Here is a 13745-nt window from a genome sequence, read left to right as displayed (position 1 = left end):
GGTGAAAGCCTGACGTGTAAAAAAACACTAGTTCGGTGTAAAAGTCCGAGTAGTATTGCTATGAAATTATAGCAACTTATATTATAGCCTAGAACTAGGTATATTGAAAAGATTTGAAACAAAAGAATCCCTTTCTCAAAGAGAAAGAGATTCTAACTGTTATCTATGTTTTAATATTTCTTCTGCAGCACCTAAAATACCGAGCATGGAGTGTTCAAACACAAGGCCACCTTGCATGAAAATAGTATACGGTGGACGAACAGGACCATCTGCACTTAATTCAATGGAAGAACCTTGTACAAAAGTACCACCAGCCATGATAATTTTATCTTCATAACCAGGCATATCACCGGGAATAGGATGTACGTGAGCATCTACAGGAGAATAGGCTTGCATACCTACACAGAAGTGCTCCATTTCTTCCCCATTTTTTAGATTGATAGCTTGAATCAAATCATAGCGATCAGCATTTACCTTAGGGAATACATCATAGCCTAACAATTCACCTACCGCAGCCGTATATACGGCACCTTTAAGAGCTTGTAATACTACGTGAGGTGCCATAAATAAACCTTGGAAGAACAAGCGATAACCAGGAGCATAGGAGCCCATATGATCGCCAAGTCCTGGAGCAGTTAGTTGATACGCTGCATCTTCAACAAGGTCTTCTCTACCCACAATATAACCGCCAGTTGGTGCCAAACCACCACCAGCATTTTTAATGAGTGAGCCAGCCATAATATCGGCACCAGCTTCTAATGGTTCTTGTAACTCTGTAAATTCGCCATAGCAATTATCTACAAAACAAATGGTGTTAGGATTCTTAGCTTTTACAGCATCTACAATGATCTTAATATCGGCAATGGATAATGGCTCACGCGTACTATAGCCGCGAGAACGTTGAATGACTACTACTCGCGTATTATCATTCACAGCGTTAGCAATGGCCTCTACATCATAGGTATTATCTTTTAAAGGCACCTCAGTATAGGTAAACCCTTTTTCTACTAAAGAACCACGTACTTCACGAGCAGCACCAATTACGGATTGCATTGTATCGTAAGGAGCCCCAACGGCATAGATAAATTCTTTACCTTTAGAACCATTCCCCATTAAGGAAATCAACGTCGTTGCTAGTGCATGTGTACCAGATACGAAATGAGGACGAACGATGGCTTTTTCACCTTTAAATACATAGGCAAATACTTCATCTAATTTTTCACGTCCTACATCGTTATATCCATATCCAGTAGTACCTGTGAAGTGATAATCAGATACTTGGCATTCTTTAAAGGCTTCCAACACCTTTTTAGTATTGGCCAATGCAATAGGTTCAAATTTCTTAAATTCTGGTTCAGCCATCTCAAGGGCTTTACTGCGTATTTCTTCTAATGTCATGCTAATCCTTCTCTACGGATTAAATCCATAGCTTTATTAAATATAAAATCTTTAGATGTATCGTTATCAATATGTATCCATTCAATATATGGCATACGTTTATACCAAGTAATTTGGCGCTTCGCAAAATGTCGTGTATTCTTCTTGATTAAATCACGACATTCATCAAGGGTAATACCACCATTCATATATTCTACAACCTCTTTATAACCAATGCCTTTAAAAGCTTGGCAATCTGGATTTACTCCAGATGTAACAAGTTGCTCTACTTCTTCAATCAAACCTGCATCAAACATCATATCAACGCGTAAATTAATGCGTTCATATAACTTATCACGGTCTCTCATAAGACCTATAACAGGTCCTTTATAAGATACACCATCTTTTGTTTGATTACGTAATGAATCTACATCACCATGATGCAATATCTCAATAGCCCGATACAAACGATGTTTGTCATTATATTGTATCTCTATATTATGTTCTTTACCTAATGTGAAAGCATACTCTCGTAAGCCTTCAATACCTTTTGTATTATAAAGATCATCAAGGTTTGCTCGTAAATTTTCATCAGGCTTAACATCATTAAAGTTATAGTTCTCCAATAATGATTGAACATACAGTCCTGTGCCACCAGATAAAATAGGAAGAATATTCCGATCTTTTAAACTAGCGATAATCTCTTTCGCTTGGTCCTGAAAAATAGATACCGAATATGAATCATTTGGTTCTAGTATATCGATGAGATGATGTTTTACCCGATTAAGTTCATCCAACGATGGTTTAGCGGTACCGATATTAAGTTGTTTATATACTTGGTAAGCATCACCAGAAATAACCTCAGCATTAAGTTGTTCAGCTAATTCCAAGGTAAGATCAGTTTTGCCCACCGCCGTAGGTCCAACGATGGTAATTAAGGGATTCACGATAACTCCTTCATATATACACCATAGCCTATACGGCTATACTTTCCCCCCACCCATTGATGAGGTGGATACTTTTGAAAGACCGAACTAAAGGATCGTTCTTTTATAATAACACCATAAGAGGCAACACGCATAGCCTCAGCCATGATATGATCATCAATATGACTTTCTACAGTATGACCACGAAGTGGCTTGAATTGAGGACTTTCCTCTACAGGCACTTCAAACATGGGATCAAAATAAATAATATCAACACTATTATCTGGTAGGCTAGGTAAATAGTTTTCAAAGGTATCATGTTGTACCTGAATACGACGTAACGCATTTGTTACACTATCCTCACTATGAATATAATGAGCCAATCCATAGGAAGTAGCAAGCCATATAGGAAACGAACCTTCTAACCCTTGTATCTCTACATTAGGAAAAGCATAACTAACAATAATGCTATCACTAGCTAGGCCTATAGTAGAGTCGAGATATGTAAACTGCTGTCCATCAAGTATGCCTTTTTTATCCAGAATAGTTTGAACAGCATTAACTAGATGATCTCCTTCACCACGTTCTATACGTAATATACGTAGTTGTGCCATAGAAAGATGAAAGCTATGTTGTTTATTTTCAGGAAAGTGGATGGTTAATCCAGATCCTGAAAGAACTGCAATATATTCACATTGATGTTCTCTAAATAATGCCGGTATAGATGTTTTTCCACGTTTTATATAGGTCATATGCATAGAGGAAGCCAATGCTTTGGCTTCCTCCTGAATGGCCTCATTAGATTTTTGAGATGTAGTTAAAATATTCATATTAGGACCGTAAGAATAATTTCCCTAATTCATCAGGTGTAAACTTAATAATTGTTGGACGACCATGAGGACATACGTATGGTTTTTCAGTACTAAATAAATCCTCAATTAAGGTAGTCATTTGATACATGTTTAAATTATGTCCTGCCTTGATGGCACCTCTACAAGATGCATAGGCTAGCATTTCATGACGTAACTGAGCCTTAGTAGGTTGTTGGTGGTCATGTAAGTAAGAAAATACATATTGGAGAATTTCAAATGCCTTTGACTCTACTAAATCTACAGGAGCGCCTACAAGTTTTATCTTTGTAGGACCACCTAATTCGACATCAAATCCAAGATCAAGTAATGTTTCTCGTTCTTCCTCTACCAAATTCATTTCATCATCAGTGGCCTCACTATATTGAGGAACTAGTATAGATTGCATCGGAATTGCTTCAGAGGACTTACAAAGCTTATCATAACGTACACGTTCATGGGCCGCATGTTGATCTATAATGTAGAGATCATCACCCTTTTTAGCCAAAATATAACAAGACGCAACTTGTCCCATCGGTAAGAATCCAGAGTTTTGAATCGTACGTTCTTCCGTATTGTCTTTCCGAATATCTTGAGCTAAGGACTTAAATCTCTCAACATCCTCTTTCGTATAACTAGTATATTCAGTAGGGACAGCATCAAAACTTTCATCTGTAAAGGATGACTGTTCATAAGTTGCCTTAGGCGCAGGTGGTGTGTACCCTTTAGTTTTAAGGTTCTCTACAAACTGCGTAGTTTCAATACGCATGACTTCGTACCCTTTTGTACGTCGTCCACCAAAGACCTTATCAAAATCTACCGCTGTTGCTATATGTTCAGCAGACTGCATCTCATCTTCTACCACAGAAGGTGTTCGATACGAATCATACGTACTATTGCCAGCGGAAAATGAACTACTATTACTATCCCTATTGTTACTATTGAAGTCAACTCCATTAGTGACTGTACCATTCATATAAGAGGATGATTCTCGTTCATATCGCTCATGGAGAGGATTATTTAAGGCATTTAAAATACCATGATAAACGGCTTTAAATATAATCTTATCATCAGAGAATTTTACTTCACTCTTGCGAGGATGCACATTAATATCAACCATCTCAGCAGGAACAGTAATATTTAGAACTACTAAAGGATGACCATTTTTCGGCAATAGTGCATGGTATGCATTATCTATAGCCTTCATTATGGTTTTATCAGAAATAACCCGGTTATTAACGATAATAGTCTGCCAAATTCTCGTACTTTTAAGAAGTGTAGGTTTACTTACTACACCATCGATATAAATAGAGTCACTTTCATAAGCAACAGAAAAAATATCATCCTTAGTTTTATAGCCATATAGGGCCGCTACAGTATCACCAATATTACCATTTCCAGGCGTAATAATAGCCACTCGATCATCAATGATGAGCTTAAAGGAAATATGTGGATTACTAAGGGCTAATTTTCCCACAATATCTTGAATCTTAGAAGATTCTGTACGTTCTGTTTTCAAGAATTTACGACGGGCTGGCGTATTATAGAACAAATCTCTAATCTCAATTGTCGTACCAGGTGCAGCTCCGTAAGGAATACAATCAGTAAAAGTACCACCATCTACAGTAATACGGGTTCCTAAATCAGAGTCTGCTTTACGTGTAGTCAATGAGAATTGAGATACAGAGGCAATACTAGCCAATGCTTCACCACGGAATCCAAGAGACGCAATATCAAATAAATCCTCTACATGCTGAATTTTAGATGTAGCATGTCGTAGGATTGCTAACCGCGCATCCTCTTCAGTCATGCCAATGCCATTATCGGTAATGCGCATATAGGCCACACCACCATCTCCAATTTCTACCTCTATATTAGTAGCAGATGCGTCAATGGAGTTTTCAATAAGCTCTTTAATAACTGATGCGGGACGTTCAACGACTTCACCAGCAGCTATCTTATTGATTGTGGTTTCATCCAATACATGAATGGTAGCCATTATTTCCCGCCTCCTTTACGAGCCTCCTCTTGTAATTCATATAATTTATTTAATGCTTCAATCGGTGTCATGCTCATTACATCCACTTCCAGCAAGCTATCTACTACGGAATGAGTGAATAAGTTACCTAGAGGAGAATCACTAACTTGTTTTACAGCTGGTTTAGACACATTAGTAGATTGACCACCAATAACGCGATTATTTAAATCACTAATATCATGACTTTGGTCTTCTAAAGATTCTAAAATCACTTCTGCCCGTTTTAGTACAGAATTAGGTAAACCTGCTAATCTAGCTACATGAATACCATAGCTACGGTCTGCACCACCTTTAATGATGCGGCGCAAGAATGCAACATCCTTACCTTTTTCTTTTACAGCTACAGTGTAATTCTTTAACTTGCTATAGCTTTCTTCTAAACAAATTAGCTCATGATAATGGGTAGCAAATAATGTCTTGCCGTGAATATGCTTACAAATATGCTCAACTACGGCTTGGGCAATACTTAACCCATCAAATGTACTAGTGCCACGACCAATTTCGTCTAGAATAATCAAGCTATTATGGGTAGCATTTTCTAAGATATAGGCTACCTCTTTCATTTCCACCATAAAAGTACTTTGACCAGTAGAAATATCATCACTAGCACCTACGCGTGTAAAGATGCGATCCACTGGAGAAATAGATGCTTCACGGGCAGGAATAAAAGAGCCTATTTGAGCCATAATCATCAAAATAGCAGCTTGACGCATATATGTTGATTTGCCGGCCATATTAGGGCCTGTAATGAGCAAGAATTCCTCATCATCGTGATTTAGAACAATATCATTTGGTACAAAAACTTCACGCTTCAAGAATTTTTCAATAACAGGATGACGACCATCTCGAATATTGATTTGGCCATTCATTACAATGGTAGGGCAAATATAATTCTCTTCGTAACCTACTAGTGCCAAAGAACACAATACATCAAGCTCAGCAAGAGCACGAGCTGTTTCTTGTACATCTTTAATAACAAGTTTTATATCATTTCGCAATTGTTGATATAATTCATGCTCTAAAGCGATTATCTTGTCCTTAGCGCTAAGAATTTTGATTTCAAACTCCTTTAACTCAGGCGTAATATAACGCTCTGCATTAGCTAAAGTTTGTTTTCGAATAAAGTAATCCGGTACTTGTTCAGATTTACTATGGGATACTTCAAAGTAATATCCAAATACCTTATTATAACCAGTTTTAATTTTAGATAAACCAGTAGCCTCTTTAATATCAGCTTCCATCTTAGCCAGCCATTGCTCACTATTAGTAGCTAAAGAACGTAGTTCATCTAAAGTTGGATTGAAACCATCTTTAATAACTCGGCCTTCTTTTAATGTCAATGCTGGTTGGTCAGCAATAGCACGACATAATAAATCATAAATGTCTTTATGATCTTGTATGCGGTCATTAATAGATGTTAATGCTAAACTTGAGCATGTACCTAATACATTTTTAATATCTGGCAATACTGCTAGAGATTCACGAAGAGCCGTTAAATCTCTAGGTGACACAGAACCTGTTTCTACACGACCTACGATGCGCTCAAAATCATAAATACAATCTAATAAGCTACGCATATGAGACCGTTCAGCACCACGTGTAATAAGTTCTGCTACGGCAGCTTGTCTACGTTGAATTTGATTTACATCAGTCAACGGACTTTCAAGCCATTGTTTTAATAGGCGCGCCCCCATTGGTGTCAATGTTCGATCAAGTACATCGAGTAATGTACCTTTTTGACCGCCATCACGTAGATTATGGGTAATTTCAAGATGCCGTAAGGAAGATGTATCTAAGATTAGACGATTACCTACACTCAATTGATGTACATAGTTAATATGAGAAATTTCAGACTTAATAATATCCTCTAAATATAAAAGCATATATCCTAATGCTTCCCATACATCCTCTTCCATAAGGCCTAAATCACCAAAGTGAGTAACTGCTTTTTCCGCTACCTCTCGTTGTGTATGATATGTACTAAATGGAGATAATACAATATTGCTGAATTGATTATCCATAAAGTCTTTTATATCTTGCGGTAATACAGTTCCTTCAGGCAATATAATTTCACTTGGACGATACATACTGAGTGCATCAAACATATCACTTCGTTTTTCACAATCAGTAATACGATGCCAAATAACTTCCCCAGTAGATACATCTGAAAATACGAGTATCCATGCATCTTTTACCATATAAAATAATGATAAAAAATTGTTTGACCGTGCATCATTACCATTTTCAGTCATTACAGTTCCCGGTGTAATAACCTTAATAACGTCACGCTTAACAATACCCTTAACTGCTTTAGGATCTTCTAATTGTTCACAAATAGCAACTTTATAACCTTTTTTTACCAATGTTTCTATATAACTTTCAGCAGCATGAAAAGGAACGCCACACATTGGTGTGCGTTCCTCATCTCCTGTTGGGCGACCTGTTAAGGTTATATTAAGTTCACGAGATGCAATTAATGCATCATCATTAAATAATTCATAAAAGTCACCTAACCGAAAGAACAGTAATTCTTCAGAATATCTAGATTTAATATCTAAATACTGCTCCATCATAGGTGTTTGCTTTTTTGCCATACTTACCCCTTTTGTATTGTACCGTAGCAAACCCAAGTTTGTGCTTTATCAATATATGCAGGTACAGTTTCGCCAATTGATAAAGAATCGTCTTTCGGAAATAACACCATTTTATTGCCCGATGTCCGACCAAACCACATATCTTCATCGCGAGGACTTGGCCCCTCTACAATAATATCAAACACTTGACCTTCCATAGGTTTATTTAGTTCATAAGAGATTTCATTTTGTACGTCCATCAATGTTTGTAAACGCACGCGTTTAACCTCTTCTGGAACTTGATCATCCATAGTCGCTGCTGGCGTACCAGAACGTTTAGAATAGATAAACGTATATGCCATATCATAACGAACATCTTTTAAGAGTTGTAAAGTAGCTTGGAAATCTTCCTCTGTTTCCCCAGGAAAACCTACAATAATATCAGTAGTAACCACTAGATCTTTAATTTTCTCACGACAGTAAGAAAGTAGTTCTTTATAATGCTCCACTGTATAATGTCGGTTCATTTTCTTCAAGATACGGTCCGAACCAGATTGAATCGGTAAATGTAAATGAGTAACAATATTAGAAGATCGACCAAGGGCATCTATCATAGATTTAGTCATATCTTGAGGATGACTTGTCATATAACGAATACGTTCAATACCTGGAATACCATCAAGAGCGTCCACTAATGTACCAAAATCAGTACCATCTTTAAAATCTAAGCCATAAGAGTTTACATTTTGCCCCAATAAAGTGATCTCTTTAAACCCTTTTGCCCCTAGTTCGGTTACCTCTTTTACGATGGCCTCTATAGGACGACTAATTTCTCTACCACGAACGTGAGGAACGATACAGTACGTACAGAACTTATTGCATCCATTCATAATAGGTACCCATGCATAAAAGGTACCATTAGGTTTTGCTTCCAATTCAGGTAACACGGAATTATCCATATCTACATTGATTTGGTGTGTATGACCTCGTTGTACCTCTTCAATCATTTCATTAATATGTTGAATATTATGAGTACCTAAGACAATATCAATATGTGGAGCGCGCTTAAACATTTCTGCTTGATTCTTCTGTGCCATGCATCCTGTAACAGCAAGAATTAAGTTTTTATTTTTTCTCTTCAGTCTCATTAGCTCACCTATGCGGCCATAGACTTTTGTTTCTGCATTCTCACGTACTGCACAAGTATTTAATAATATTAAATCTGCAGTTTCTACGTCCTCTGTAGGTGTATAGCCAACAGATTCTAACTGATGCGATAAGCGCTCAGAATCAGCAGTATTCATTTGACAACCATAGGTGTAAATATAATAAGACTTCATTCTAACTCCTATACTTTAACAATCTTACGTTTTGTTTCTATAATATTTTTAACTTTTATGGACATCCGTTCTATAGACATGCCTGTAATGTATTCAATCTCATTGCGTACAGATTTTTGTACTTGCTGCATCAATGTTTTTACAGGATAACCATGTTCAATAACAACAGCCATATCAACAACGAGACCATTTTGGCCTTTATCACCTTTTTTGAAAGAAATAACACTAGACTCGTCAACACCAGCTACTTTTTTAAGGCCATTGCGAATCAATTTAATAATTACATCATCATCAAAGGTGAGTCGTCCATAATAGCTGAAAGCAGGGCGTACTACAGAACGTTCAAAGCCTTCTGACCCAATTTGCCCCAATGTATCTTGGTCTTGTTTTTTTAATGTACGTCGACGCCACATAGTTTTGATTGGATCAATTAAGTACCCTCTAAAGTGAGGTTTCAATTCCATCGTTGGAACTGGAATAATATGTTTACCTTCTTTTAGACGAGCATGTTGTGCCTTTTCAATTTCTTTAGGTGTAGCAACGTCCTCAATGCGAATATACCGATCAGGATCTTGCAAGCCTAATGCTTTAGTAATTTTCTTAACCATATTATCGGATGTACCAATAATCATAAGTTTATTAGGATTGATTTTATCTAATTGCTCACGTACTGATTTTACTTGCACTTCATCTTGGAAAATGGCACGACGAACAGCTTTTAATCGGCTAGATTCCTTCTTAGCAGAAAAACCAGCTACAATCTTATTATCGTGAATTAAAATACCATCATCGATAATACATTCAATATTGTTTTCATGAGCAACTACGAGCGCACGATGGCTTTTACCAGTGCCACTACTACCTACAAATGCAACGACTTCCATAGTCAACCTCATTATTTATAACAAACTAATAAATTCTGATACATTCTCAGATGATACCAAGTAGTCTCCAAATTTATCTGGTGCTTTTCCTGGAATACCATGATAATCAGAACCACCTGTAATAAACAAGTTATGTTTTGTTGCTAATGCTTTATATCGTTTCACATCATCATCATTATGTTTAGTATGGTAAACCTCCATACCATCAAAATCATAGGCTAACATTTCTACAACATACTCATCACTAGATACTAATTTAGGATGAGCCATAACGGCAAGGCCTCCAGCTTTATGAATTATGTCTATAATATATGGAACCTCAATCTTTACCTTAGGCACATAGCATGGACTATCTTTTCGAAGAATACCTTTGAATACCTCATTAATATCCTTAGCATAACCACCATCAATTAATAACTGTCCAATATGTGGACGCCCATAAGCTTGCGTCTTAGGGAATTTTTTAAGTAGGTCATCTTTTGATATAACATATCCAGCATTATTACAACGTTTGATAATCTCATCAATCCGTTCTTCTCGTTTTGCTTTAAAATATTGAATAAAGTCTTTTAATTCTTGATTTGTTTCATCAAAACGATATCCCAGAATATGAATAGATTTATCTTTATAGTCAGCACTAAATTCACAACCATTAATAATTTTAATAGTTTTCTCCGGATCTAATTGCTTTTGAGCGGCACGCAATGCTTTTATGCCATCAATTTCGTCATGATCAGTTAACGCCATCATAGATAGTTTACATTCTAAAGCATGACGTAATAATTCTTCTGGACTTTTAACACCATCAGAATAGATAGAATGCATGTGAAAATCAACAAGCATAGAGCACCTCCCATTACAATTATCCTATCTTTTAATTATGACTGATTTAGCTAATTTATTCAAGATGAGATAGAAAAATTGCGACCCTAATGAGTATTCACTAGAATCGCAATTTAATTATAAATCTTGAAGCAATTCAGTAACCTTAGTTGCTACAGAATCAATGGCACATGTAATGGCCTCTCCAGACTTACGAATTTGAATTTCTACTTCATTATTTTCAAGTGTATTTTTACTTACTGTAATACGAAGTGGATAACCAATTAAATCAGCATCCTTAAATTTTACACCAGCTCGATCTTTACGGTCATCAAGTAACACATCTACACCTGCATTTTGTAATGCACTATAAATGGTTTGACTTGTTGACATCAACGCTTCATCTTTAGCATTAATAGGTACGATAACAGCTTCAAATGGTGCAATAGAACGAGGCCAAATAATACCATTTTCATCGTGGTATTGCTCAATAGCTGCAGCTAATGTACGAGATACACCAATGCCATAACAGCCCATAATCATTGGATTAGGACGACCATTTTGGTCTAAGAATGTAGCTTGTAATGCTTCAGAATATTTTGTGCCTAATTTAAATACTTGACCAACTTCAATACCTTTAGCATGTTCTAATGCACCACCACAAGTTGGGCAAACATCATCATCTGTAATTAAACGAATTGGTGCAACAATAATATCTTCTACATTAAAGTCACGTTTAGGGTTGATATTAACATAGTGCGCATCTTTTTTATTGGCACCGCCACAAACATTGTAAGTTTCCATAACAGATTCATCCACAACAATAACAAACTCCTCTGTTTGTTTTAATCCTACTGGACTAATGAAGCCAGCTGTTAAGCCAACTTTTTCTAATTCTTCAGGTGTAGCCATTTCAGGTTCTACAGAACCCAAAACCGCATGTTGTACTGCCACTTCATTGACTTCATGATCACCACGAACAATTGCTAATACCACTTTACCATCAATGGAGAATACTACAGCTTTGATAGTTTTATGTAGTGGTAAGTTCAACATTTCCGCCACAGCTTCAATAGAGCTTGCATTAGGAGTATCTACAACGGATAACTCTTGCAGTGCTTCTTCTTCCTGTTTCATAACACCAGGTTTGCCAATTTCAATATTTGCAGCATAGTCACATTTTGTGCAATATATAATATCAGCTTCACCAGCTTCAGCGATCGCCATAAATTCATGTGTTCCACTACCACCGATAGCACCACTATCAGCTTCTACAGGACGGAATGAAAGACCACAACGCGTAAAAATACGTGTATATGCATCATACATAGATTTATAAGATTCGTCTAAACCAGCTTCATCTACATCAAAAGAATATGCATCTTTCATAATAAATTCGCGACTACGCATCAAACCATAACGTGGACGACGTTCATCACGGAATTTACTTTGGATTTGATATAAATTTACTGGTAATTGACGATAGGAGTTAATCTCATTTTTTACAAGAGTTGTAATCATCTCTTCATGAGTTGGCCCCAAGCAGAATTCATTATCATGACGATCATTAATACGCATCATTTCTGCGCCATATGCGTTCCAACGGCCAGACTCTTTCCAAATTTCTGCAGGTTGTAAGATAGGCATCATGATTTCTTGAGCACTAGCACGATCCATTTCTTCACGTACAATGGCTTCAATTTTTTTGATACTTCTCCACCCCAATGGCAAAAAGCTATATAAACCATTTGCAGTTTTGCGCATAAAACCAGCGCGAAGCATAAGCTGTTGGCTAACTACATCAGCATCAGATGGAACCTCACGCAATGTAGGTGCATATAATTTAGTGGCTAACATAAAGACTCCTCATTTAAGCTTTCTAAATATTGATCAATTTCTCTAAATAATGTATCTACTAATTCAGCTTCTGGTACAGTCTTGATAACTTCACCCTTTCGGAAAACAATACCTTGACCATTACCACCAGCAATACCAAAATCAGCTTCACGAGCCTCACCGGGCCCATTTACAACACATCCCATAACAGCAACTTTAATCGGTGCTTTAATAGATGCTAAGCGCTCCTCTACAATTCCCGCCATGTCAAACAGATTGACTTGGCATCGGCCACATGTAGGGCAGGAAATCATTGTAGCACCAAAGTTGCGTAATCCCAAGTTACTTAAAATACTACGGCCTACTTCTATTTCATGTATTGGGTCACCCGTTAAAGATACCCGTAATGTATCACCAATGCCGTCTAATAATAAAGCACCAATGCCCATAGCAGACTTAATGGTACCTTGTTTTATCGTCCCAGCCTCAGTAACACCTAAATGCAAAGGATAAGGAATCTTATCGGATAACTTACGATAGGCTTCTACCATTAAAGGAACTTCCGTTGCTTTAATGGATAATTTCATTTGGCGATAGTCGAGCTTTTCAAGAATTCGCACATGTTCTAATGCAGTCTCTACCATACCATCTGCTGTAGGATGACCACCATGAGCATCGAGGATATGCTTAGGTAAAGAACCAGCATTGACACCTATACGAATTGGAATTTGTTTAGGTTTAGCTTTTTCAATAACAGCTAATACTTTATCCTCTCCGCCAATATTTCCTGGGTTAATACGCAATCCATCAACATTATTCTCAATAGCTTCTAAAGCTAATTTATAGTCGAAATGAATATCAGCAATTAAAGGAATATCGATACCAGCACGAACTGCTTTTAAAGCTTTTGCAGATGCCATTGTAGGTACTGCAACACGTACTAATTCACAACCAGCCTCAGCTAAGCGATTTATTTCAGCAATAGCCTTTTCCGTGTGAACCGGATCAGTGGTAATCATAGATTGAATGCTTACCGGTGCATAATCACCTATTTTAACTGTACCTACATAGATACCATTTGTTGGTTTACGTACAATCATT

Annotated in this window: 10 protein-coding genes; all 10 read right to left on the bottom strand. The window is 36.9% G+C overall.

Features of this window, described 5'->3' with window-relative positions; all coding sequences use genetic code 11:
• Positions 1-159: 159 nt before the first annotated feature.
• The 10 genes from ACDF53_RS08005 to ispG all read right to left on the bottom strand — a co-directional run bounded on the left by ACDF53_RS08005 (position 160) and on the right by ispG (position 13744).
• A complete protein-coding gene (locus ACDF53_RS08005; protein ID WP_295793544.1) occupies positions 160-1398 on the bottom strand; it encodes a methionine gamma-lyase family protein in 1239 nt (412 codons plus the stop codon).
• Entirely contained in the window at positions 1395-2324 is a 930-nt protein-coding gene (gene miaA / locus ACDF53_RS08000; RefSeq protein WP_370815953.1) for a tRNA (adenosine(37)-N6)-dimethylallyltransferase MiaA, read from the bottom strand. The genes ACDF53_RS08005 and miaA overlap by 4 nt, the downstream gene beginning before the upstream one ends.
• A complete protein-coding gene (locus tag ACDF53_RS07995) occupies positions 2321-3133 on the bottom strand; it encodes a class I SAM-dependent methyltransferase (protein WP_370815951.1) in 813 nt (270 codons plus the stop codon). The genes miaA and ACDF53_RS07995 overlap by 4 nt, the downstream gene beginning before the upstream one ends.
• Before the next feature lies 1 nt (position 3134).
• Complete coding sequence (gene mutL / locus ACDF53_RS07990; RefSeq protein ID WP_370815949.1) at positions 3135-5150, bottom strand: DNA mismatch repair endonuclease MutL; 2016 nt, start codon at positions 5148-5150, stop codon at positions 3135-3137.
• Positions 5150-7783 carry a DNA mismatch repair protein MutS gene (gene mutS / locus ACDF53_RS07985; protein ID WP_370815946.1) on the bottom strand — a complete coding sequence of 878 codons (2634 nt, stop codon included), beginning with the start codon at positions 7781-7783 and terminating at the stop codon, positions 5150-5152. The genes mutL and mutS overlap by 1 nt, the downstream gene beginning before the upstream one ends.
• 2 nt (positions 7784-7785) lie before the next feature.
• Entirely contained in the window at positions 7786-9102 is a 1317-nt protein-coding gene (gene miaB / locus ACDF53_RS07980) for a tRNA (N6-isopentenyl adenosine(37)-C2)-methylthiotransferase MiaB (RefSeq protein ID WP_370815943.1), read from the bottom strand.
• A gap of 8 nt (positions 9103-9110) precedes the next feature.
• On the bottom strand, positions 9111-9986 hold the full coding sequence (locus tag ACDF53_RS07975; RefSeq protein WP_314360211.1) for an Asp23/Gls24 family envelope stress response protein: 876 nt from the start codon (positions 9984-9986) through the stop codon (positions 9111-9113).
• Positions 9987-10001: 15 nt separating this feature from the next.
• Positions 10002-10829 carry a PHP domain-containing protein gene (locus ACDF53_RS07970; RefSeq protein ID WP_370815941.1) on the bottom strand — a complete coding sequence of 276 codons (828 nt, stop codon included), beginning with the start codon at positions 10827-10829 and terminating at the stop codon, positions 10002-10004.
• A gap of 117 nt (positions 10830-10946) precedes the next feature.
• Positions 10947-12665 carry a proline--tRNA ligase gene (locus tag ACDF53_RS07965; RefSeq protein WP_370815940.1) on the bottom strand — a complete coding sequence of 573 codons (1719 nt, stop codon included), beginning with the start codon at positions 12663-12665 and terminating at the stop codon, positions 10947-10949.
• Complete coding sequence (ispG, locus tag ACDF53_RS07960; RefSeq protein WP_005386720.1) at positions 12659-13744, bottom strand: flavodoxin-dependent (E)-4-hydroxy-3-methylbut-2-enyl-diphosphate synthase; 1086 nt, start codon at positions 13742-13744, stop codon at positions 12659-12661. The genes ACDF53_RS07965 and ispG overlap by 7 nt, the downstream gene beginning before the upstream one ends.
• Between the last annotated feature and the right edge of the window lies 1 nt (position 13745).

It is taken from the genome of Veillonella sp., from assembly GCF_041333735.1.
GTDB lineage: Bacteria > Bacillota > Negativicutes > Veillonellales > Veillonellaceae > Veillonella.
This window is presented reverse-complemented; position numbering and strand designations above follow the sequence as displayed.